The sequence below is a fragment of the Delftia sp. WY8 genome (assembly GCF_018437695.1).
GTDB classification, from domain to species: Bacteria; Pseudomonadota; Gammaproteobacteria; order Burkholderiales; family Burkholderiaceae_C; genus Comamonas; species Comamonas tsuruhatensis.
Window position 1 is genome coordinate 420,245 of sequence record NZ_CP049795.1, and the last position, 22,398, is coordinate 442,642.

The 22,398-nt window shown below is 63.9% G+C and carries 25 protein-coding genes; 22 read left to right on the forward strand and 3 right to left on the reverse strand.

Annotation, left to right across the window (positions count from 1 at the left end; translation table 11 throughout):
- Window positions 1-3: 3 nt before the first annotated feature.
- Complete coding sequence (locus tag G4D77_RS01825) at window positions 4-729, reverse strand: sulfite exporter TauE/SafE family protein (RefSeq protein ID WP_034008081.1); 726 nt, start codon at window positions 727-729, stop codon at window positions 4-6.
- 11 nt (window positions 730-740) lie between these two features.
- Window positions 741-1,637 carry an oxidoreductase gene (locus tag G4D77_RS01830; protein WP_034008082.1) on the reverse strand — a complete coding sequence of 299 codons (897 nt, stop codon included), beginning with the start codon at window positions 1,635-1,637 and terminating at the stop codon, window positions 741-743.
- A gap of 75 nt (window positions 1,638-1,712) precedes the next feature.
- Between G4D77_RS01830 and G4D77_RS01835 the strand changes: the two genes are divergently transcribed.
- Together G4D77_RS01835 and G4D77_RS01840 are read left to right on the forward strand one after the other, a co-directional pair.
- Entirely contained in the window at window positions 1,713-2,597 is an 885-nt protein-coding gene (locus G4D77_RS01835) for a MurR/RpiR family transcriptional regulator (RefSeq protein ID WP_034008084.1), read from the forward strand.
- On the forward strand, window positions 2,597-3,457 hold the full coding sequence (locus G4D77_RS01840) for an EamA family transporter (protein ID WP_034008085.1): 861 nt from the start codon (window positions 2,597-2,599) through the stop codon (window positions 3,455-3,457). The genes G4D77_RS01835 and G4D77_RS01840 overlap by 1 nt, the downstream gene beginning before the upstream one ends.
- A 168-nt stretch (window positions 3,458-3,625) precedes the next feature.
- Here G4D77_RS01840 and G4D77_RS01845 read toward each other — a convergent pair whose 3' ends face one another.
- A complete protein-coding gene (locus tag G4D77_RS01845; protein WP_034008086.1) occupies window positions 3,626-4,216 on the reverse strand; it encodes a TetR/AcrR family transcriptional regulator in 591 nt (196 codons plus the stop codon).
- A gap of 114 nt (window positions 4,217-4,330) precedes the next feature.
- Here G4D77_RS01845 and G4D77_RS01850 point away from each other — a divergent pair, with 114 nt between their 5' ends.
- From G4D77_RS01850 to G4D77_RS01945, 20 genes are all read left to right on the forward strand, one after another.
- Window positions 4,331-5,260 (forward strand): ketopantoate reductase family protein, encoded by a 930-nt coding sequence (locus G4D77_RS01850; RefSeq protein ID WP_034008088.1) that lies wholly within the window; start codon window positions 4,331-4,333, stop codon window positions 5,258-5,260.
- Entirely contained in the window at window positions 5,253-6,104 is an 852-nt protein-coding gene (locus G4D77_RS01855; RefSeq protein ID WP_034008089.1) for an alpha/beta fold hydrolase, read from the forward strand. Before G4D77_RS01850 ends, G4D77_RS01855 begins: the two co-directional genes overlap by 8 nt.
- A complete protein-coding gene (locus G4D77_RS01860; RefSeq protein ID WP_034008092.1) occupies window positions 6,104-7,081 on the forward strand; it encodes a DMT family transporter in 978 nt (325 codons plus the stop codon). Before G4D77_RS01855 ends, G4D77_RS01860 begins: the two co-directional genes overlap by 1 nt.
- Before the next feature lie 49 nt (window positions 7,082-7,130).
- Window positions 7,131-8,075, forward strand: a complete 945-nt coding sequence (locus G4D77_RS01865) for a LysR family transcriptional regulator (RefSeq protein WP_034008094.1) — start codon at window positions 7,131-7,133, stop codon at window positions 8,073-8,075.
- The gene (locus G4D77_RS01870) at window positions 8,072-8,335 is read left to right on the forward strand and encodes an EexN family lipoprotein (protein ID WP_034008095.1); all 264 of its coding nucleotides are present in this window, start codon (window positions 8,072-8,074) and stop codon (window positions 8,333-8,335) included. Before G4D77_RS01865 ends, G4D77_RS01870 begins: the two co-directional genes overlap by 4 nt.
- A 234-nt stretch (window positions 8,336-8,569) precedes the next feature.
- Window positions 8,570-10,588 (forward strand): conjugal transfer protein TraG, encoded by a 2,019-nt coding sequence (locus tag G4D77_RS01875; RefSeq protein WP_034008096.1) that lies wholly within the window; start codon window positions 8,570-8,572, stop codon window positions 10,586-10,588.
- On the forward strand, window positions 10,585-11,061 hold the full coding sequence (locus tag G4D77_RS01880; RefSeq protein ID WP_034008098.1) for a ribbon-helix-helix protein, CopG family: 477 nt from the start codon (window positions 10,585-10,587) through the stop codon (window positions 11,059-11,061). The genes G4D77_RS01875 and G4D77_RS01880 overlap by 4 nt, the downstream gene beginning before the upstream one ends.
- Window positions 11,058-12,128 (forward strand): P-type conjugative transfer ATPase TrbB, encoded by a 1,071-nt coding sequence (trbB, locus tag G4D77_RS01885; protein ID WP_034008101.1) that lies wholly within the window; start codon window positions 11,058-11,060, stop codon window positions 12,126-12,128. Before G4D77_RS01880 ends, trbB begins: the two co-directional genes overlap by 4 nt.
- Entirely contained in the window at window positions 12,125-12,517 is a 393-nt protein-coding gene (locus G4D77_RS01890) for a TrbC/VirB2 family type IV secretion system protein (protein ID WP_034008102.1), read from the forward strand. The genes trbB and G4D77_RS01890 overlap by 4 nt, the downstream gene beginning before the upstream one ends.
- Window positions 12,514-12,786 (forward strand): VirB3 family type IV secretion system protein, encoded by a 273-nt coding sequence (locus tag G4D77_RS01895; protein ID WP_034008104.1) that lies wholly within the window; start codon window positions 12,514-12,516, stop codon window positions 12,784-12,786. Before G4D77_RS01890 ends, G4D77_RS01895 begins: the two co-directional genes overlap by 4 nt.
- Before the next feature lie 10 nt (window positions 12,787-12,796).
- Window positions 12,797-15,247: a conjugal transfer protein TrbE gene (trbE, locus tag G4D77_RS01900; protein ID WP_034008106.1), complete on the forward strand. Its 2,451-nt coding sequence runs from the start codon at window positions 12,797-12,799 to the stop codon at window positions 15,245-15,247.
- Entirely contained in the window at window positions 15,244-15,981 is a 738-nt protein-coding gene (gene trbJ / locus G4D77_RS01905) for a P-type conjugative transfer protein TrbJ (protein WP_034008108.1), read from the forward strand. Before trbE ends, trbJ begins: the two co-directional genes overlap by 4 nt.
- Before the next feature lie 12 nt (window positions 15,982-15,993).
- A complete protein-coding gene (locus G4D77_RS01910) occupies window positions 15,994-16,338 on the forward strand; it encodes an NlpC/P60 family N-terminal domain-containing protein (RefSeq protein ID WP_034008110.1) in 345 nt (114 codons plus the stop codon).
- The gene (gene trbL / locus G4D77_RS01915; RefSeq protein ID WP_034008112.1) at window positions 16,335-17,717 is read left to right on the forward strand and encodes a P-type conjugative transfer protein TrbL; all 1,383 of its coding nucleotides are present in this window, start codon (window positions 16,335-16,337) and stop codon (window positions 17,715-17,717) included. The genes G4D77_RS01910 and trbL overlap by 4 nt, the downstream gene beginning before the upstream one ends.
- 17 nt (window positions 17,718-17,734) lie before the next feature.
- Window positions 17,735-18,439: a conjugal transfer protein TrbF gene (trbF, locus tag G4D77_RS01920; RefSeq protein ID WP_042858581.1), complete on the forward strand. Its 705-nt coding sequence runs from the start codon at window positions 17,735-17,737 to the stop codon at window positions 18,437-18,439.
- A complete protein-coding gene (gene trbG, locus G4D77_RS01925) occupies window positions 18,436-19,440 on the forward strand; it encodes a P-type conjugative transfer protein TrbG (RefSeq protein WP_034008115.1) in 1,005 nt (334 codons plus the stop codon). Before trbF ends, trbG begins: the two co-directional genes overlap by 4 nt.
- Before the next feature lie 2 nt (window positions 19,441-19,442).
- A complete protein-coding gene (locus G4D77_RS01930) occupies window positions 19,443-20,723 on the forward strand; it encodes a TraB/TrbI/VirB10 family type IV secretion system protein (protein ID WP_034008116.1) in 1,281 nt (426 codons plus the stop codon).
- Window positions 20,720-20,965, forward strand: coding sequence for a DUF2274 domain-containing protein (locus tag G4D77_RS01935; RefSeq protein WP_023082476.1), 246 nt, complete (start codon window positions 20,720-20,722; stop codon window positions 20,963-20,965). Before G4D77_RS01930 ends, G4D77_RS01935 begins: the two co-directional genes overlap by 4 nt.
- A gap of 390 nt (window positions 20,966-21,355) precedes the next feature.
- On the forward strand, window positions 21,356-22,054 hold the full coding sequence (locus G4D77_RS01940) for an HNH endonuclease signature motif containing protein (RefSeq protein WP_074924403.1): 699 nt from the start codon (window positions 21,356-21,358) through the stop codon (window positions 22,052-22,054).
- A complete protein-coding gene (locus G4D77_RS01945; protein ID WP_034393229.1) occupies window positions 22,051-22,341 on the forward strand; it encodes a hypothetical protein in 291 nt (96 codons plus the stop codon). Before G4D77_RS01940 ends, G4D77_RS01945 begins: the two co-directional genes overlap by 4 nt.
- Window positions 22,342-22,398 lie beyond the last annotated feature (57 nt).

The window sequence follows — 22,398 nt, forward strand, 5'->3', positions numbered from 1 at the left end:
CGCTCATCCGTTGAGGGAGAGGATCATTCCTGCCGCCCCAGCGACGAGAACCGCATCGATGAGAAGCTCGAATGTATGCGTCTGGAGTCGCTGGACGAGACGTTTCGCAATCATTGAACCGACGAGCAATGCGATGCCGATGGCAAGTCCACGTGCGATGACGGGCCGCGTAAGTACGCCTGACGCACCAAACGTACCAAGCTTGCCGGCATAGAGCAGGATAGCGCTTGCCGCCTCCGATCCCAGAAATGCACCGCCACTCATTCCGTACCCGGTGAATACCGGCACGCTGAGCGGCCCGGTGGACAGCACGAATCCGGTCAGGAACCCGACAATTGCCCCGGCAAAACTCATGTGCCAGAGGTTCAGATGGAGGTTCGATCGTCTGATGAGGCGACGCAGCGGGATCATCGCAAGGAAGAAAGCTGCCAGAACCACGTCCACAGTGGCAGGAGAAATCGTCAGCAGCGTATGCGCCCCGAGCACAGCCGCAGGAACTCCCGCCAACGAATAGGCGAACACCGGCCGCCAACGGATCTCGTGCCACCAGGCAATCACCCGCCCGATGTTGCCGAACAAGGACGCAATCGCCATAACAGGTACAGCGATCCGTGGCCCGTACAGCGTGACGAGGACGGGCAGCATGATGAGCGACGAGCCGGTGCCGACGACGCCGCTGAGCACGCCAGCACCGAGGGCGAGAAAGAAGAGAAATAACAGCGCGATCATCGACTCTAGGGTCAACCTGGGCCGTCGCTCGCAGCCGCAAGAAGTGGCACCAGGATGTCGCTGATCGGGGTCGGAATGCCGTGAACCTGGCCGCGACGCGCAATGACGCCGTTGCGGATATCCCATTCGAGCGGTCGGCCAGCTTCTCGATCCGTGAGGATGGAGGTGCTCATGTCTGTGGGCGCCGCCCGGAACTTGCCGAGGATCTCTTGCGGCACTTCGTCGCCGAGTTCAGCGCCCTCGGCACGTGCCACGGTCAGGCATTCCTGCAAATAAGCCAGCGTAAGTCTGGCGATATCAGCGCGACCGAACATGCCTGAACGACGGTGCGTGAGTGCCATGAGGCCAGCCACCGCGTTTTGCATCAGCTTGCGCCAAGCCAGCGAGCTGAAGTTCGCGGCCAAATCTACGGCGCACCGTGTGCCTTGCAGCGCTGCGGCCACTACGCGGGAAGCTGACGTGTCTGGCAGGCTGAGGCGCGCTTCGCCACGCAAGCGGACCGAGCCGTCGGATTGCGCCTGCGCAGGGAACCACACGACGGCAGGAACGATTTGCCCGTGTGGCGAGTATGGGCGAACTCTATCCAACTGTTCGATCCCGTTCTGCAAAACGCACACCACTGTTTCCGGCCCGACCAACACCGCGAGCCATGCTGCTGCCGCCTCGATTTGTGTTGCCTTGACTGCCAAAAAGACAAGATCAGCCGTGCGAGCGATTTGTGTCGGATTCGTCCGAACCGGGCCAGGTACGGTGATAAAGCGGTCGCCATCTTGCAGGGTCAGGTGATCGCGGGGGCTACGTCCACACAGCAACGGCGTGCGGCCGACCTCGTGTAGCGCCGCTGCGATCGTGGTGCCAATGGCACCGGGACCGACGACAGCGACGCCAGGGTTGATTTCGGGATTCATGAAAGCGGACTCCTTTAACAGCATCTGCCCACGTGGTGGTTGTGCCCTCCACGTGGCGAATGTAATATATTACACATGAAAAATGAATTTGGTAATAGCGTTTCAGAGAGCGAGCACCGGTTGCGGCAATGGATCGGCAGCATTCAAGCCCGAAGCGGCGACCTAGCCGCAAGCGAGGCGAAAGTTGTCGATCTCCTGCTCACCGATCCTTTGTTTTTTGGAGCAAGCACGACCGCCGAGGTTGCCGCCCGTGCCGGCGTTTCTCCGCCGACAGTGATCCGCGCTGCGCGTGCGCTCGGGTTCAGCGGGTTTACCGAGCTGAAGATCGAGATCGCGCGTGCTCGCGGCACAGCCCGGTTCTTCGCGCCTCCTGAAGCACTCGCCGAGGATGCGACGTCAGCCTCAGTGCTCGAAACATCCATTCGTGCTGGTACCGATGCACTGACCGCGCTCAGTGGGGCCATCGAACTCTCTGCGCTTGATAAAGCCGTCGGCTTGATCCAGCGCGCGCGCCAGGTGTTTGCCTTCGGTGCTGGACCTTCCTCGACGGTTGCCGCCGATGCGGTCTTCCGTCTGCGTACGATCGGCGTGATGACCGTGGGCATCACGGATCATTTGTCGGCCATGATCGCGGCACGGCTCCTGGGCGCAGAAGACGTCGTCATCGCGGTCAGCTCGACCGGCCGCACGTCTTCAACGCTAGCCGTCGCCGATGCGGCATCCTCGGCTGGCGCCTCGCTGATCGCCGTCACCAATCAGTACGACACGCCCCTGGCGACCCTCGCCGACGTCGCGCTTGTCGTCGGCGGCGTACCACTACCGGCACAGATGGCCGCTGCGGGCAGTCGATTGGCTCAGCTCGTCGTTATCGATGCGTTGGTCGCATCCCTGGCGCTGCGCGATCAAGAGCGGACCCGCTTGGCGGAGCGGGCGGGCATCGATCTTCCCGACATTTCCTGATGCAGCCCGGCACCATCGCAATGGTTCTCGCCGCAGCGGTAGCCCATGCGGTGTGGAACCTGGCATCGAAGTACAAGCGGGGAGACACTTTACTGTTCGTCTGGGCTTATAGCTGTGCTTCGACGCTGCTGTGGGTCCCGGTCGGTCTCGTTCTTATGGTTCAGGACCAAGGGGCGATCGATTGGCGGCTCGGGGTGGGAGCGGCCGTTTCGGCGGCATTGCACATTGCGTATTCCCTGACCTTGCAGGCTGGCTACGATCGTGCCGAACTCGGGGTGGTTTACCCGATCGCCCGTGGCACAGGGCCGGTACTGACGATGCTGTTTGCGATTTTTCTTTTGGGGGAGCGGCTCTCCTTCGTCGCGCTTTTCGGCGCGCTCCTCGTCGTCTCAGGCATCCTCGTCGTTACCGGCAACCCTTTTGGAAGCGGAAGCCGCCGCCCGCTCCAGGGGATGTTTTGGGGAGGTGCTACGGGGGCCACCATCGCAAGCTATACCGTCTGGGACAGCTACGCGGTCACGTCGCTGCATTTGGCGCCCGTGAGCTACTACGCTGGCACACTGCTTCTGCAAACCCTGATCCTGACTCCAAGCGCACTGCGCCGGTGGCATCACATTCACACAGTTATCCGTGCTGATGCCGTGCCTATTTTTATAGTGGCCGTATTCTCTCCTCTGGCCTACATCCTCGTGCTAACCGCCATGCTGACGGCACCGCTCGCGCTGGTCGCCCCTCTGCGTGAGTCGTCCATCATCATCGGCTCTCTCTTCGCGTACAGGCTCTTTCGTGAGGGTCATCTCGCACGCCGCATAGTCGGAGCGGTGATCGTACTAACAGGGATCGCGGCGATTAGTTTTTGATGTTTTCGACGGCAGCATGAGCAAGGCGTTCTGGGGAGGATTGCGCGTGGGCTGGGATTCGGGTTCCCCGTCACCGCATTGAGCGCCCTACCGGGACATGCCTATCCCTCGATCTCGGTGTGCCGAACTCGCGGCAGCGCACCTACTGCGACTTGGGCCGATGGCTATTCAGGCCTTGAATCCAACCGCCGCGAACGCATGCCGCGTGATCGCCTCCAGCGTGCGCCGGTCGGGCCGGGTCTTGGCCAGGACATTGAGTCCTTGCGTCGTGCATACGAGAAATACGGCCGCTTCGGCCGCATCGACGTCCCGCGATAGTTCTCCCGCTTGCTTTGCCCGCTCGATCGCACCAGATAAGGCCGTTTCTAGCCTGGCCAGGTGGAGTTGGAAGGCTTCGCTGATCTGCGGATCGTTCATGGCGAACTCGACGATCGAGTTCGTCACAAGGCATCCCCAGCGCCGTTTGCCGCCCAGCATCGCCTCGATGAGCGCCGCGTAGTAGTCGGCAATCCCGGCCCGGCCGGACGGATTGCTGTTCAGGCGCGCGATCGTCTCTCGCGACATGGACGTCATGTAGCTCTTCAAAGCCTCGATGAAGAGGCCGTGCTTGTCACCGAAGGCGGCGTAGACGCTGCCCGGGTTGAGCCCGGTGACCCGGCAGATCTCCTGCATGCCTGCCCCGTCATAGCCCCGCTCCCAGAAGACATCCACCGCGCTCTCAAGCACCGCATCGCGGTCAAAGTTTCGTATTCGGCCCATGGCTTATTGATGATTCATCAATCAAGAATTCTCACAAGACTCAAGCATACATTGCCATGGATGGTTATTAAAGCTAGAATTTTCTTGAATTCATATTCAACAATGGAGCCGTGGATGAAGATCGCGATCATGGGCACCGGAGGCGTAGGTGGCTATTTCGGGGCCAAACTGGCCCTCGGAGGCAACGACGTCAGCTTCATTGCCAGAGGGGCTCACCTAGCTGCCTTCAAGTCCCAAGGCCTCACTGTGCATAGTCCGCTTGGGAACATGCATGTCCCCACGCCCAGAGCAACCGACACGCCGTCGGACGTCGGGCTAGTCGATGTCGTTCTGTTCGGTGTCAAGCTTTGGGATACCGAGACGGCCGCCAAAGCGATCAAGCCGCTGATCGGCCCCGAAACGATGGTGATCTCGTTCCAGAACGGGGTGATCAAGGACGAATTGCTGAGAGCCACGCTCGGAGAAAGGCCGGTAGCAGGTGGCGTCTGCTACATCGCGGCAACCATCGAGGCCCCGGGCGTCATCGGTCATGCCAACAACTTGCAGAAGCTGGTCTTTGGCGAGTACGGCGGCCATCGCAGCGCGCGTATCGAGCGCTTCCATCGGGCCTGCATCCAGTCGGGGATTGATGCCGAAATCAGCGACGACATCGCCAGAGTGATCTGGGAGAAGTTCGTCTTCCTGGTTGGGCTGTCGGCGACCACCGCGTCCACGCGGTGCCCGATAGGCGTGGTGCGCAGTAATTTGGCCTCCCGCAAGTTGCTCGAAGGCGTCATGCAGGAGGTGGTGGACGTCGGCCGGGCCGAAGGCGTCAACCTCGCCGCCGACTTTGCCCTGGACCGACTTCGCTTCTGCGACCAGCTACCCGCCGACATGACCGCTTCCATGCTGCGCGACCTGGAACGCGGAAACCGGCTGGAAGTGCAGTGGCTCAGCGGCGACGTCAGCAGCAGAGGCCGACGGCTCGGCGTGCCCACTCCGCGAAATTCAGTGGTTTGCGAAATCCTTGCGGTTCATGCGGATGGGGCGCAGCGCCATGAATAACGAAAATCTTGAAAATGGCTTTCTTGACGTGGCCGGTTACCGCATCGCCTACACGCGCCAGGGCCACGGGAGTGCCATCGCCCTTGTTCACGGCATTCCCACGAGCCGCCATCTTTGGCGCAACGTCATGCCGCTTCTCGCCGCATCAGGCCATGAAGTGCTTGCGATCGACCTTCTCGGCTATGGCGATTCCGACAAGCCTTCGGACGCGGACCTTGGAATCCAGGCGCAGTCCGAAATCATCTTTCAGGCGCTTTCGGCCCTGGGGTGGAAGCGCGCGACCATAGTGGGCCACGACATCGGAGGTGGGATTGCCCAGCTCGTGGCCATCAACCATCCCGAAATTCTGAATCGCCTCGTTTTGATCGACTCCATCCTCTATGACTCGTTTCCAGAGCCAGGGATTGCCCGCTTGAAGGAGCCGGCTTGGGACGAAATCCTTCGCGCAGCAGATTTCGATCTGAAGAAAGGCCTGGCGAAAGGCTTTTCACGAGGCATGTTCCATACCGATCGAGTTACCGCTGAACTGGTTGATGCCTATGAGCGTCCGTTCCATGGCATCGACGGGAGGCACGCATACCTGCGTGCAGCCCGGGCGTTGAGGACAGAAGAGCTTTCCTCGCGCATGGAAGACGTCGAGAAGTTGGCCGTGCCCACGCTCCTTGTCTGGGGCAGGCTCGACTCATTCCAGCCGTTGCACTTTGCAGAGCGATTGAGCGGAAAGATGCCCAATGCCCAAATCAAAGTATTCGATGAGGCTGGGCATTTCCTGCCAGAGGATGTGCCGGAAGCATTGGCTTCCCGTATCTCGGAATTTACAAGCTCCCAACAGGGGACACGCTGATGGCACGAAATTCACACGCTCCTGCATCCAGCCAGGCTGGCTTTCTTGTCACGCTTTTCGCATCGACCTTCTTGATGGGGTCCAGCTTCGTCGCAGGAAAAATTCTGCTACAGCAGGGCTTCACGCCGATGATCCTGGTCGGGTGGCGCTTCCTTGTCGCAGCCTTGGCGACCTTGCCGCTGGTGCTGGCGGGCGAGCGAAATATTGTGGCCGCGCTCCTGCCAGCCAAAGCAGGGCTGCGTGATGTTGCACTGGTGATCCTGATTGGCTTGCTTCAGACAGCCGCCGTCATGGGGCTGCTGTTCTGGGCCATGCAGTTCATCTCCGCATCGACCGCGGCCATCCTGCTTTTCACCAATCCCATCTGGGTTGCTGTCCTGGGTCGCATCTTTCTTGGCGAAAGCCTGCACCGAGCGAGGCTCGTCGGGTTGCTTCTTGGCGTTGTCGGTGTTGCGCTTGCCATTGGTGTCAGCCCATCCATGTTTTCTGGCGGGATGACGCTGGCTGGCGAGATCATCGGCATCGTCTCTGCGCTTTGCTGGGCAAGCGCGACGCTCATCAATAAGCGGGCAGCGTTGCCGCTCTCATCCTGGGCCTTGAGTTTCTGGCAAATGCTGGTGGGCGCGATCGCCATCTTGGCCATCGCCTATCTCGATGGCGAACAATGGCCGAGCGGTGTGACGCGAGAGCAATGGGCTTGGTTTCTCTGGCTTTCCATCCCCGCGTCAACAGGCTCATTTGGCCTCTGGTTCGTGGCTCTGAAAAGAGGTGGAGCAACGAGGACTAGCGGATTTCTGTTCCTGGCCCCGCTCTTCACGGTCATCCTTGCGTATTTCATCTTGGGCACGGCAATTTCCTGGATGCAGGCTGCGGGAGGAGTACTGATCGGCCTCGCGCTTTGGCTCGTCAACCGGGAACTTCCAGCAAGAAATGATCGCGAAAAAATCGATGAGGTGATCGCGGAAGGCGAACCGTGATGAACAGTTGATTCATCATCGAGTGCATGAATTATCAAGGCGGTCAGCTATGGAATTACGTCATTTGCGCTGTTTTCTGGCGGTGGCGGAAGAACTCCACTTCGCCCGCGCTGCCGAGCGACTGCACATTGAGCAATCTCCGCTATCGCGCACCATTAAGGAGTTGGAAGATGACCTCGGTGAAAAATTGTTCGTCCGCACCAGCCGAAGCACACGACTGACACCGGCGGGGAAGCTTTTTCTTGAGCATGTGCCTCGCGTTTTCACGGCCTTGCAGCAAGCCCGCGACAGCGTGAAAGCAGCGGCCAATGGCTTCCATGGGCAGTTGCGCATTGCATTGTCCGACGGCATCACGCCGTCGCGCCTGCCGGCCTTATTGGCAATGTGCCGGCAGGAGGAACCCGAGGTAGATATTCGGCTGTTCCAGGTGCCGCTATCGCAGCAGATAAAGGGGCTGCAAGACGATCTGTACGACGTAGGCTTCGCGCAGTCGGATGAAGTGGGTGAAGGCGTGGCTGCAGAAGCTGTATGGAGTGATCCGTTGATGGTGGCAGTTCCCGCCCGGCACCATCTGCTCAAGCACAAGCGCATCCCACTGGACGAAGTTCTGCAATTCCCATTGGTGTTATGCGATCCATTGACATGCGAAGGTCACGCGCGGCAGGTCGAACGTGTGCTACGTCGCTCTGACAGAGAACCACTGGTGGTTGAGCGCGTCGCTTCGTTCGAGCTGATGATGATCGTAGTGTCGGCCGGCTTCGCCTTGGGGCTGGCCGGCGGCCCGCACATCACGGCAAGTCGGGAGTCTGGCGTGGTAGCCCGTCCCTTGGTCGGACGTTCGCCTATGCTGACGACCTACCTGCTGCGGCGCGAAGGCGAAGTTTCGGAAGTGCTGTCCCGGTTCATCGAGCGGGTGCAGGCCATCGACTTGCCCGAAGGCACTAGGCCCGCTTTGCCGCCCGAACCTGATCCCCAGGAGGAAATCGAGCTATGAAGAAATCTTTCTGGCTCCTGCTGGTTCTGCTGTTGACTGCTTGCGGCCCGTCGGACACACCCAAGCAGGCCAGCGTGCCCACCGTGGATGAACTGGCTGCCGATCCGGTATGGTTGAAGGAACTGAGACAGCAATGCAAGACCGACCGCGTGACGCTTGGTGACGTGCTTTGCAATCGAGTCGCTGAAGCCACGCGCCGGCGGTTCTATGGCGATGGAAAGACGCCCTACACGCCATCGGAAACATCGCCGAAATTCTGATCGGTAGTCCTTCGGCAAAAAGTCCTGTCCTTCTTTGTCAACACGCCGCAGCCCGCTCGCGCCTGCGGCGTTTTTACTGGGTTCTTCGTAGCCCGAAACATTGCTTTTTTCATCACCTTGCTTCCGATAACAGGCTTTGACCGGCACTGACCCGGCACTGATCCTCGCGCTATGCGGCACGTCCTTGTGCCGTTTCTGAAAGAGGAATAGCGCAGGAACATCGGAGGCCAGTCAATGCAAGCTCAGGGCGTGCTGTTTGGGCAGATCACCGCCGTCTTCGGCATCGTGATCGCCGGCGTATGGAGTGCAACGCAATGGACAGCCGCCGCCCTGGGCTATCAAGTACGCCTTGGCTCGCCGTGGTTTGACCTCTTTGGAACGCCGGTCTATCACCCCTGGCGGCTGTTCGAGTGGTGGTTCTTCTTCGATGCCTATGCGCCGCATGTCTTCGACATCGGTGGGGCCATCGCTGGCGGCAGTGGTTTGGTGGCCGTGGCCGTCGCCATCGCCATGTCGGTGTGGCGCTCGCGGCAATCGCGCCTGGTCACGACCTACGGTTCGGCACGCTGGGCGACTGACGAGGAAATCAAGCACGCCGGTTTGACGCAGACCGCAGGCGTCTTCCTGGGCCGGATGCTGGGCAGGCTTCGCTACTACCTGCGGCACCTCGGCCCCGAACACATCATCGCGTTTGCCCCTACGCGCACCGGCAAGGGGGTCAGCATGGTGATCCCGACGCTGCTGTCCTGGCTTTCGTCGGTAGTCATTCACGACATCAAGGGCGAGAACTGGAAGCTGACCGCCGGCTGGCGCTCGCTGTTCTCCCATTGCCTGCTGTTCAACCCCACTGACCCGGCATCCGCCGCCTACAACCCGCTGCTGGAAGTGCGACGCGGCGTGCATGAAGTCCGCGACGTGCAAAACATTGCGGATATCTTGGTCGATCCCGAAGGTGCGTTGGAGAAACGCAACCATTGGGAGAAGACCAGCCATGCACTGCTGGTCGGCGCGATCCTGCATGTGCTCTATGCAGGCGAAGACAAGACGCTGCGCGGTGTCGCCAACTTCCTGTCCGACCCGGCTTGCCCATTCGAGCTGACGTTGCACCGGATGATGACGACGAAACACCAAGGGGATGCGCCGCATCCCGTCGTCGCCTCAGCCGCGCGCGAAGTGCTCAACAAGTCGGACAACGAGCGGTCGGGCGTGTTGTCCACCGCCATGTCGTTCTTGGGCCTCTACCGCGACCCCACGGTAGCCGCGGTCACGTCGCGCTGCGACTGGCGCATCGCCGATCTGATTTCCGCTGAACGGCCGGTGTCGTTGTACCTGGTGGTGCCGCCTTCGGACATAAGCCGGACCAAGCCACTCGTGCGCCTGATCCTCAACCAGATCGGCCGCCGGCTCACCGAGTCCCTTGATGGTTCCGATGGCATCGAGCGCAAGCGCGAATTGCTGCTGATGCTCGATGAGTTCCCTGCACTCGGCCGGCTGGATTTCTTTGAGACGGCGCTCGCCTTTATGGCTGGCTACGGCATCCGCAGCTTCCTCATCGCGCAATCGCTCAACCAGATCGAGAAGGCTTACGGCCCGAACAATTCCATTTTGGACAACTGCCATGTGCGGGTGGCGTATGCCACCAATGATGAGCGCACGGCCAAGCGCATTTCCGAAATGCTCGGCACCGCCACCGAGTTGCGCGCGCAGCGCAACTATGCCGGGCACAGATTGGCCCCTTGGCTCGGGCATCTCATGGTGTCGCGTCAAGAGATGGCTCGACCACTGTTGACACCGGGCGAAGTCATGCAGCTTCCACCCGACGAGGCGGTGGTAATGATCTCCGGCCATCCGCCGATCAAGGCGCGGAAGCTGCGCTACTACGAGGACGAGAACTTCACCCGGCGCGTACTGCCGCCGCCTGCGCTTTCGGCCGGACGCTATGCCGATGTGCCGCCGGCCCGCCCCGACGATTGGAGCGACCTGGCGATTCCCGCTGTACTCGCAGCACCGGCCCCGGCATCCGCCGACGACCTGGGCGGTTCCGATGACGGCGGCCCACGCCGCCAGCCCGAGCTATCCGAAATCACCGAGTACAGCCCCGAACCGCTGTCCGCAGGCAACGACCTGGGGCTGCTCGATGACGACGACCTGCCGCTGCCTTATGCGGCCGCTCTCCCCGGTCTGTTCGATCAGGCCATGCAGCGCACGGCCCGGCTGGCTTCCCTCGACCCCAACGACGGAATCGACTTATGAGCCAATACCGCCTCAATCTGTTCATCCAGCACGAGCACGCCAAGCGTCTCGACGAGCTGGCCGCCAAGAAAGGCGTGTCCAAGTCGTCCATCGTCGCAGCGGCTCTCGCATCGTGGCTGTCGCCCGATGCCGGCGACCAGCGCGAGGCTGCTATCGCCAAGCGGCTGGATCGCCTGTCGCGGCAGGCCGAGCGCCTGGAGCGCGACCAGAACATCCAGATCGAAACGCTGGCGCTGTTCATCCGCTACTTCCTGACCGTCAGTACGCCGGTTCCAGAGGCCCATCAGGAGGCGGCCCGCGCCCAGGGCAAGGCACGCTTCGAGCAGTTCGTTGAACAGTTGGGCCGCCACCTGCTACGCGGTCGGAGCCTGGTGCGCGACGTGGTGGAGGAACTGCACGCAGACCCGATGCGGATGGATGACGCGGCGGCGCTGGGCGAAGCGCATGAACGTGCTGCGGAGCGTGCCTCATGAGCGCCGTTCCACAGATCCCGCCCGAACCGCGTTCGTCGGCCGCGGCTTCGCTGGATCGCCGGATCCAGATGCTGCGCACGGCTATGGGGCCAGTCATCGCTGCCGCGCTGGCCGACCCGGACGTGGTGGAAATCATGCTCAACCCCGACCGCACCCTATGGGTGGATCGGTTGTCGTCGGGCCGCACGCCGTTGGGCGTGGAGCTGCCCGAAGCCGATGGCGAACGCATCATCCGGCTGGTCGCGGCCCACGTCGGCGCGGAAGTGCATCGCGGCCGACCATTGCTGACCGCCGAGCTGCCCGAAACCGGCGAGCGGTTCGAGGGCATCCTGCCCCCGGCCGCACCCGGCCCGGCCTTCGCGCTGCGCAAGCGCGCCGTGAGCATCATCGGCCTGGATCGCTACGTCGCCGACGGCATCATGACCACAGGCCAGGCGGACTTCCTGCGCCGCGCGGTGCGCGAGCGCCAGAACATCCTGATCGCCGGAGCGACGAGCAGCGGCAAGACCACACTCGCCAATGCCTTGCTTGCGGAAATCGCCGCCACCGGCGACCGCGTGCTGGTGCTCGAAGACACCATCGAGCTGCAATGCGCAGCCCGCGACCATGTGCCGCTGCGCACCCGCGCCGGCGTGGTGTCGATGCAGGAACTGGTACGCGCCACGATGCGCCTTCGACCCGACCGCGTGATCGTGGGCGAAGTGCGCGGCGGCGAAGCCCTCGACCTCATCAAAGTGTGGGGCACGGGACACCCCGGCGGCATCGCCACCATCCATGCCGGTTCCGCGCTGGGCGCGCTGCTGCGCCTGGAGCAACTGATTCTCGAAGTGGCGGTGAACCCGCCGCGTGCGCTGATCGCCGAGGCGGTCAACGTCGTCATCTACATCGCCGGACGAGGCCGCAAGCGCCGCGTCGAAAGCATCGCCCGTGTCGTCGGCTTCGACGGCACCGGCTATCGCCTGGCGGACGCAATGGAAACGCCGTTTCCCGAGCTGCCGCCGGTTCCTCTCGCAGCCGATGCCGCTGCGCCTTTCCCGTCCCCTGACCAACCTGGAGAACTGCCATGACGCAGATGCACGTTCCTGCTTTCCGCTTTTCCGTAAATCCGCTTCCCCGCCTGTCCAGCCTTGCGCGGCTGCGCAGCCTGGCCCGCCCGGCGGGGCGTGGTCTGCTGCTGGCCGCGCTGCTGCTGTTCATCGCCGGAACTGCGCAGGCCGCCGGTTCCTCGATGCCGTGGGAAGGCCCGCTGCAATCCATCCTGGAGTCGATCCAGGGGCCGGTGGCGCGCATCGTCGCGGTCATCATCATCATCGCCACGGGCCTCGCGCTGGCCTTCGGCGACACGTCGGGCGGCTTTCGCAAGCTGATCCAGATCGTCTTCGGCCTGTCCATCGCGTTTGCGGCTTCGAGCTTCTTCCTGTCGTTCTTCAGCTTCTCCGGCGGGGCCGTCGTATGAGCGGGTGGGACAGCTTCGCGGCCGGCTTCGAGGTGCCGCTGCATCGTTCGCTGACCGAACCGCTCTTGATGGGCGGCGCACCGCGCACCGTGGCGATCGCCAACGGCACGCTGGCAGCCGCCGTCGGGCTGGGCCTGCAACTCTGGATTCCCGGTGTCGTGCTCTGGATCGTCGGTCACTCGCTGGCGGTGTGGGGCGCGCGCGTCGATCCGCAGTTCATGCAGGTCTTTGCCCGGCACATCAAGCACAAGCCGCTGCTGGACGTGTGAGAGGGATGCCATGCTGAACCTTGCCGAATACCGCCAGCGGCCCGCACTGCTGGCCGACTGGTTGCCTTGGGCCGGGCTGATCGCGCCAGGCGTGGTGCTGAACAAGGATGGTTCGTTTCAGCGCACGGCGCGCTTTCGTGGGCCGGATCTGGACAGTGCCACGCAGGGCGAGCTGATCGCCACCACGGCGCGGCTGAACAACGCGCTGCGCCGGCTGGGATCGGGCTGGGCGCTGTTCATCGAGGCCGAGCGCCGGCCGGCCGCAGACTATCCGCACTCGGAGTTTCCCGAACCACTGTCCTGGCTGGTGGACGAGGAACGCCGCGCCGCCTTCGAGGAATCGGGCAACCACTTCGAGAGCGCCTATCACCTGACGCTGGCCTACCTGCCGCCGGAGGAATCCCGCGCTCGTGCGGCCAAGCTGCTCTACGAGCACGCGCCCGGCGACGGTGTGGACTGGCGCGGTCGGCTGGATGCCTTCGTCGCGGAAACGGATCGGGTGTTCGACCTGCTCGATGGCGTGATGCCGGAAATCGCCTGGCTCGATGACGCGCAGACGCTGACCTACCTGCACGCCACGGTTTCGACGCGGCGCTACCGTGTGGGCGTGCCCGAGGTGCCTTTCCACCTCGACGCGCTGCTGGCCGATTCCGCCTTGGTAGGCGGCCTCGCGCCGATGCTGGGCGACCAGCATCTGCGCGTGGTGTCGGTGCGGGGCTTCCCGACTTCGACCTGGCCGGGCCTGCTGGATGACCTCAACCGCCTCGGCTTTGCCTATCGCTGGTCAACCCGGTTCCTCTGCCTCGACAAAGCCGAGGCGGAAAAGGAGCTGGGCCGCCTGCGCCGCCAGTGGTTCGCCAAGCGCAAGAACGTCATCGCGCTGCTGCGCGAAACGATCTTCCAGCAGGAATCGCCCTTGGTGGACACGGATGCCAGCAACAAGGCGGCCGACGCGGACGCAGCCTTGCAGGAGCTTGGCAGCGATCAAGTCGCCTTCGGCTACCTCACCGCCACGGTGACGGTGCTCGATGCCGACCCGGCCGTGGCCGACGAAAAGCTGCGCATGGTGGAGCGGGTCATCCAAGGGCGAGGCTTCGTCACCATCCCCGAAACGCTCAACGCCGTAGATGCGTGGCTGTCGTCCATTCCGGGCAATGCCTATGCGAATGTGCGCCAGCCCATCATCTCCACGCTGAACCTGGCGCACATGATGCCGGTATCTGCCGTGTGGGCCGGCCCCGAGCGCAACAAGCATCTGGATGGCCCGCCGCTGATCGTCACGCGCACCGATGGCGCGACGCCGTTCCGGCTGGTGACGCACATCGGCGACGTGGGGCACACGATGATCGTCGGCCCGACCGGCATGGGCAAGTCGGTCTTGGTCGCCATGATGGCCATGCAGTTCCGCCGCTATCGCGGTTCGCGCGTCTTTGTCTTTGACGTGGGGCGATCCATACGCGCCGCTACTTTGGGCCTGGGTGGCGAGCACTACGACCTCAGTGCGGATGGCGAGATTGCCTTTCAGCCGCTCGCCCGCATCGACCGCGAGGGCTACCGCACCTGGGCCGCCGAATGGATCGAAGGGCGCTTGCTGCACGAAGGCGTGACCGTCGGCCCCGACGAGAAGGCTGCCATCTGGTCGGCGCTCGGCAGCCTGGCCGGTGCGCCCGTGGAGCAGCGCACGCTGACCGGCCTGTCCGTCCTGCTGCAATCGAACGTGCTGCGCCAGGCGCTCGCGCCCTATGTCCTCGGTGGCGCGCACGGCAAGTTGCTGGATGCAGACCACGACCGGCTGGGTAGCGCGGATGTGCAGTGCTTCGAGATGGAAGAACTCATGCACAGCAAGGCCGCCGTGCTGGCCGTTCTGAACTACCTCTTTGCCCGCCTGGAAGAACGATTCGATGGCTCGCCAACGATGCTTTTTCTTGGGGAGGCATGGGTCTTTCTGGACGATCCCATATTCGCAGCCCGGCTTCGGCAGTGGCTCAAGACCTTGCGAAAAAAGCAGGTTTCCGTCGTCTTCGATACGCAGTCGCTCGCCGACGTCAAAGAGTCATCCATCGCACCGGCAGTCATCGAAAGCTGCGCGAGCAGGATCTTTCTCCCTAACCCGCAGGCCACCGAGCCACAGATTCGCACGATTTACGAGGGCTTCGGCCTCAACAGTCGGCAAATCGAGATCGTCGCCACCGCGCAGCCCAAGCGCGACTACTACTACCAATCGCGCCTGGGCAATCGCCTGTTCGACCTCGACCTGGGGCCGGCCGCGCTCGCGTTCGCGGGCGCATCCACACCGCAAGACCAACGCGACATCGACCGCGTGCTGACGCAAGCCGGCGCACCCGGCTTCGCCGGTGCGTGGCTGCGCCATCGCGGCCTCGATTGGGCCGCCGACCTGCTGCCGTCCTCGCCGGCGGCGGCTTCTTTCCTTTCCCAACCACGACAGGAGAACCTGCCATGAAGACCCGTGTGCTTTCCGTTTCGCTCGCCGTCGCGCTGGCCGGCTCGCTGATGCTCGCCCAGCCGGCGGCGGCACTCACCTTCGTTGATCCCGTCAACTTGGTGCAGAACACGCTGACCGCCATCCGCACATTGGAGCAGATCAACAACCAGATCAACCAGCTCCAGAACGAAGCCCAGATGCTGATGAACCAGGCGCGCAACCTGGCGAATCTGGACTTCAACATCGTCAACCGGCTGCGCTCGACGCTCGCCACCACCGAGCGCCTGATCGCCGAAGCGCAGGGGCTGGCCTACGACGTGACGAACATGGATCGGGAGTTCGCACGCCTGTACCCCGAGCAATACGCCGCAACCGTCAGTGGCGATCAGATGTTCCGCGATGCGCAGGAGCGTTGGAAAAACACGCTTAACGGCCTGCACACCGCGATGCGGATGCAGGCGCAGGTGTCGCAGAACCTGACCCAAGACGAAAGCGCGCTGGCCGATCTGGTCAGCCAGAGCCAGTCCGCCACCGGCGCGCTGCAAGCGATGCAGGCGACGAACCAGCTTCTCGCCTTGCAGGCCAAGCAGTCCATCCAGGCGCAGCAGCTCCAGATCACACAAGACCGGGCGGCATCGCTGGAACTGGCACGGCAGGCGGCGGCCACGGAGCGCGCCCGCGAAGTGCGGCGGCGCTTCCTGGGCACCGGCACGCCGTACACGCCGCAGTCCGTCAACTTCTACAACAACTGACGGGAGGCGGCCATGCGATGCGTTCCCGTTCTGTCGGTTTCGCTGCTGGCCATGCTGCTGACCGCTTGCGGCCAGTCGTCCGCCCAACAAAGGGCCGAAGACGTGGCCGCCACCTTGGCCGCCGATCCCGTGCGACTTAAGGCGCTGCGCGCCCAATGCGCAACCGACCGGCAAGCCGCAGGCGAAGACGACTGCCGCGCCGCCGCCGAAGCCTTCCGGCGGCGCTTCTTCGCCGGCCAGACCGGCCCGGACGAATACGGCTCGCTGGCCGACCTGCCACCGATCCCGGCGAGTTTCGACACGCCCACCGATGAGGCCGGCGATGCACCGCTCTCGGCTACGGAGGACACGCCATGAACGACGTGACCATCATCGACAAATTCCTCGATACGTTCTCGCGCTACATCGACTCCGGTTTCGGGCTGCTGCAAGGCGAAGTGGCGTTCCTGACGGCCACGCTGATCGTCATTGACATGACCATCGCCGGCCTGTATTGGGCCATGAGCCATGCCACAGGCCAGGGCGAGGACGTGATCGCCAAGCTGCTGCGCAAGGTGCTCTACGTCGGCGCCTTCGCCTACATCATCAACAACTTCAACTGGCTGGCCGGCATCGTCTTCCGGTCGTTCGCCGGCCTGGGCCTGACGGCCACCGGCTCGACGTTGAGCATGGATAACTTCCTGAAACCGGGCCGGCTGGCAAAGACCGGCATCGACGCGGGCGCGCCGATCTTGGAGCAGATCGGCGACATGGCCGGCTTCCCCGAGGTCTTCACCAACCTTGATCCCATCGTGGTGCTGTTCCTCGCCTGGCTGGTGGTGATCCTCTGCTTCTTCGTGCTGGCGGTGCAGCTTTTCATCACGTTGATCGAGTTCAAGCTGACGACGCTGGCCGGTTTCGTCTTGATCCCATTCGCCCTTTGGAACAAGACGAGTTTCCTGGCGGAAAAGGTGCTCGGCAACGTGGTGTCGTCGGGCATCAAGGTCTTGGTGCTGGCGGTCATCGTCGGCATCGGCTCGGGCCTGTTCGCGGAGTTCCAGGTGCACCCCGACGAGCCTTCCATCGACCACGCGCTGGTCGTGATGCTGGCCTCGCTCGCCTTGCTGGCGCTGGGCATCTTCGGCCCCGGCATCGCCACGGGCCTCGTGTCCGGTGCGCCGCAGCTTGGCGCGGGCGCGATGGCCGGCGCTGCCGTTGGTGCGGTTGGCACGGGTGTTGCCATTGGTGCCGCCGCGACCGGCGTGGGCGGCGCGGTCATGGCGGGCGCACGCATGGCCCCGGCCGCCGCCAAGCTGGCCGGCAGTGGCGCACGCGCCGCCACGTCGGCGGCCAGCAGCGCCAAGTCCGCTTTCCAGACCGGTTCCGCCGCTGCGGGCGGCGGGGCCAAGGGCGCGGCGGCTGGCCTCGGCAATGTCGCCAAGACCGGCGCGCAGGCAGCAGGCCGCCGCGCCTCGTCCGGCGCTTCCGCTGCCGAGCAGAAGATGGCCGATTCCTTCCGGGCTGGCTGGAACGGCACCGATGCTGGCGCCGGCGCTGCCGGTTCCGGCCAGGCCGCCGCAGGCGAAGGCGCGGACGGCGCCGCCAGCGCACCTAAGCAAGAGCAACCCGCCTGGGCCAAGCGGATGCACCGCCGCCAGCAGATCACCCATGCCGCGACCACCGCCGCCCACACGCTGCGCGGTGGCGACGGCGGCGGCTCGGGGCAAGGCCCGAGCCTGCGCGATTCCGATACCTGACCACCAAGGAGAACCCTATGCGATTCAAGCGACCGCAGGTGCGCTACGCCGATACGCCGCAGCCTGCCACCCCATATCAATCTGCCGCGCAGGTGTGGGACGACCGCATCGGCTCGGCTCGCGTCCAGGCCAAGAACTGGCGATTCATGGCCTTCGGTTGCCTCACCCTCGCGCTGTTGATGGCCGGCGGCCTGGTGTGGCGTTCCGCGCAGTCCATCGTCACGCCTTATGTCATCGAGGTCGATCAGTCGGGGCAGGTGCGCGCCGTGGGCGAGGCGGCGACGCCGTACCGGCCCGCCGATGCGCAGATCGCGCACCACCTGGCGCGCTTCGTGACGCTGGTGCGCTCGCTGTCCATCGACCCCATCGTGGTGCGGCAGAACTGGCTGGATGCCTACGACTACACCACCGACAAGGGCGCGGCCGCGCTCAACGCCTATGCCAGCACCAATGATCCATTCGCCCGAATCGGCAAGGAATCGGTCACGGTGCAGATCACCAGCGTTGTCCGCGCCAGCGACACGTCGTTCAACGTGCGCTGGACGGAACAGCGGTTCGTCAATGGTGCGCCTGCTGGCACCGAACGCTGGAATGCCGTGCTTTCCAGCGTCCTGCAAACACCGCGTACCGAACAGCGCCTGCGTAAGAACCCACTGGGTATCTACGTCAATGGCCTGGCGTGGAGCCGCGAACTGGATTCTTCCGAAGGAGCCAAGCCATGAATGCACTTTTCCGTAAATCCGTTTTGCCGTTGATCCTGCTGGCCTCGACTGTCCTGTTCTCGGGCTGCGCCTCGCAGGGCAAGCCGCCGCCGACCATTTCGCTCGATGAGCCGGTGCAGGCGCAACCGCTGCCCGCGCCGCCCAAGCCGGTCGAAGTCGTGGCCGTGCCCGAGCCACTGGCGCTGCCAGCACAGTTGAAGCCGCTGCCCGAGGTGGACACGGCCCCGGCCGCGCCGGAGCCGGCCGACGAGAAGGTGCGCGTTTCGCGCGCCAATGCCGAGGCGCGCATCGCGCCGACCCGCGAAGGCTACGTCAATGCGATTCAGGTATGGCCCTTCACGGACGGCGCGCTCTATCAGGTCTATGCCGCGCCGGGGCGCGTGACGGTGGTTTCGCTCCAGCCGGGCGAAGAACTGGTGACGGTGGCCGCAGGCGATACCGTCCGGTGGATTGTGGGCGACACGTCCAGCGGCAGCGGTGAGGCGCTGCGCGTCAATGTGCTGGTCAAACCCATCCGCTCGGGCCTCAAAACGAATTTGGTCATCACTACCAGCCGCAGGACGTACCTGCTGGAGCTGACTTCGACGGATAAAGCGTGGATGGCCTCGGTGTCCTGGGACTACCCGAAAGACCGGATGCTGGCTTTGCAGCGCCAGGCGCAGGCGGCCAGCGCCGCCGCGCCGGTCGATACCGGCCTGTCGCTGGAGAAGATCCGCTTTCGCTACACGGTCAGCGGCAGCAATCCGCCGTGGAAGCCGCTGCGCGCCTTTGATGACGGCGAGAAGGTCTATATCCAGTTCCCGCCGGGCATCGCGCAAGGCGAGCTGCCACCGCTGTTCGTGATCGGCGCGCAGGGCGACGGGCAACTGGTGAACTACCGCTTCCGATCGCCGTACTACATCGTGGATCGGCTGTTCGGCGCGGCCGAACTGCGCCTGGGCGGCGATGGCGGTGACGTGGTGCGGATCGAGCGTACCGATGGCGTGGCGCGGAGGAACTGACCATGAGCCAGGACGACACTCCCGACCTCGCCACGCCACAGGCGGACAAGTTAGCGCCCGAGGCGGTGGCGCTGCGCGCACAGCCGCGCCCGGTCACGCGCCTGAATCGGCGCATGCTGGCCATCCTCGTAGGCTCCCTGTCGGTCGCCGTGCTTGGCGCGCTGATGTGGTCGCTGCAACCGCAGCGGCGCGGCGCTGGCGAGCAGACCGAGCTTTACAACGTCGATCGTGTGTCGAAGACGGAAGGGCTGGACGCGCTGCCAGCGGACTACTCGAAGTTGCCGCCCCCTTTGCCGGCATCCGTGCCGGAGTTGGGGCCGCCGCTGCCGGGCGATCTTGGCCCGGTCATCGTGAAGTCGCAGCAGCCGGTGACGGCCGCCTACGCGGCCCCCGGCCACGACCCGAACGACGCGCTACGCAAGGAAGCCGAATCGGCGGCGGCATCGTCGGTGTTCTTCCGCACGGGTTCGCAGAAGGCCGCGCCGGTGGCGCAGACGCAGGCCGCCGCCGCGCCGGGCTTCGCCGCCAATGCGGCGTTCGACCCGCTGGCGGCCGGGCCTGCCTCGACGGCGGCCCAGCCTGCCGACCCGACCGCCGTGCAGAACCGGCAAGACCAGAAAGAGGCGTTCCAGAAGGCCGGAACCACGGAAACCCGCAATTCCGGCAACCTGACGCTGCCGGATTCGCCGTATCAGGTCATGGCCGGAACGGTGGTCGCCGGGGCGCTGGTGACGGGCATCAAGTCGGACTTGCCGGGCGACGTGATCGCCACGGTGACGGAACCGGTCTATGACACCGCCACGGGCAAGTTCCTGCTGATCCCGCAGGGTTCGCGCATCCTGGGCAAATACAACAACCAGGTCAGTTACGGACAGAGCCGCGTGCAGGTGGTGTGGAACCGGGTCATCCTGCCGGATACGTCTTCGCTCACGCTCGACAACCTGGCCGGCACCGACCCTGCCGGCTATGCCGGGCTGGAAGACGACGTGGATTACCACTGGGGCCGCATCTTCGCCGGAGCGGCGCTGACAACGCTGCTGGGTGTCGGTGCCGAGCTGGCCGCGCCAGAGAACCGGCAGGACGGCGACCGCATCATCATCGCCGGGCGCGACAGCGCTCAGGACAGCATCAATCAGGTCGGCCAGGAGATGACCCGGCGCAACCTCAACATCCAGCCCACCTTGACCCAGCGCCCCGGCTTGCCGGTACGCATCATCGTCAACCGCGATCTGGTGCTGCGGCCATACCAGCCGCTTTTCTTCAACAGGGGGACTTCACGATGAGCACGACCAAGAAACTACGGCTTGGCCCTTTGCCGCGCCATGACATGACGAAGCTGACCTTTTCCTGCCCGACCAGCCTGAAAGCCGACCTCGACTGCTACGCGGCGCTGCACGCGCAGACCTATGGCGAGATGGTCGATGCGGCCACGCTGATCCCGCATATGTTGGCGGCATTCATGGCCGGGGATCGGGGATTCAGGAAGGGAGGTGCGGGCAAGGCCGCACCTCCAACGCCGAGCTGATGATGCCGGTTTCCGCTGGCGGCCATCTCTGGAACGCGCAGCCCGAAGCTGCGCGTTCTTCGTTCTGGAGGACGGTAGCCGGTCGGGCTATGATGATGAAATGTGGCCGCCGTCTGCTGGCAATCGTCTCTGATGCAGCACGCTCCGGCTTTCTATCGCGACGCTCCTATGTGGCTCCCAGCCCACGATGCCGCCATCCTGCAAAGCGGCCCAAAGTAGAGCTAAACCCGCGCCACATTTAGACTTTCGGCCATCAGGCTGTTTTCACAACACGCTTGACACCGGAACTTTTTTGCGCCCGCGCTCAAGAGTCATGAGCCCAGTGCGCTTTCCTGATCCCTCTCCTTGCCCAAGCCAGCCCAGAGCTGGCTTTTTTACGACCCGAGGAACATGACTGATAGAAAGCCGGAACCTACAAACTGGACGTCACAGCAGATCTCCCAGTTGCGCGCCCTCTACCCTGACACGCCCACAGACCAAGTTGCCCAAGTACTGGGTTACAGCACGTCAACGATCTACCGCCAAGCCGCAGCCCTGGGGATCAAGAAATCCCACGCCTTCAATGAAAGCGAGCACAGCGGCCGGATCAAGCGCGGCAGGGATGACCCCCGCATGGTGGCCACACAGTTTCAGCCTGGCCTCACGCCTTGGAACAAAGGCGTGCCGGGATCGACTGGGCACCACGAAAACTCCCGGGCAACGCAGTTCAAGACGCGCCGGCCCGAAGAGTCCCGGAACTACCTGCCCATCGGCAGCCTGCGCGTCACGCGCGACGGGCTTCTGGAACGCAAGATGACCGATGACCGGAGCATCGTCCCCGCCCGGCGCTGGACAGCGGTGCACCGGCTCGTCTGGGAGGCCGCGAACGGCCCCGTGCGAGAGGGTCACATCATCGTGTTCCGGCCTGGCCAACGCACCACGCAGGAGGCTGAAATCACAGCTGATCGCCTCGAATGCATCAGCCGCGCCGAGAACGCGCGCCGCAACCATCCCGCCCGCAAGTCTCCCGAGTTGGCCAAGCTGGTCCAGCTCAAGGGCGCCATCACCCGCCAGGTCAACCGCATTGCAAAAGAGAGCCAACCAAAATGAGCACCCCGCACATCACCCTCGTTCGCCAGCAGTTGCTGGACACGCTGACAGACCTTCGCAACCGCGAGCAGCCCATGGACGTAGACCGCGCCCGAGCAGTGGCTCAGGTGGCCTCTGTTCTCGTTGACACGGCCAAGGTTGAAGTGGAGTACTTGAAGGTCACGCACTCGGACCGGAGCGACTTCCTCGAAGCACCGCCCACGGCGCCGCAGTTGCCTGCGCCCAGCAGCACGCCCACCCCACACAACCCCTTTCCTACGTCGGTTCGGCACACCCTGGCCGGCTGATCAACCGCCTCAACCATGCTCCGGCCCGCCTTGCGCGGGCCGCTTCGTTTCTGCACC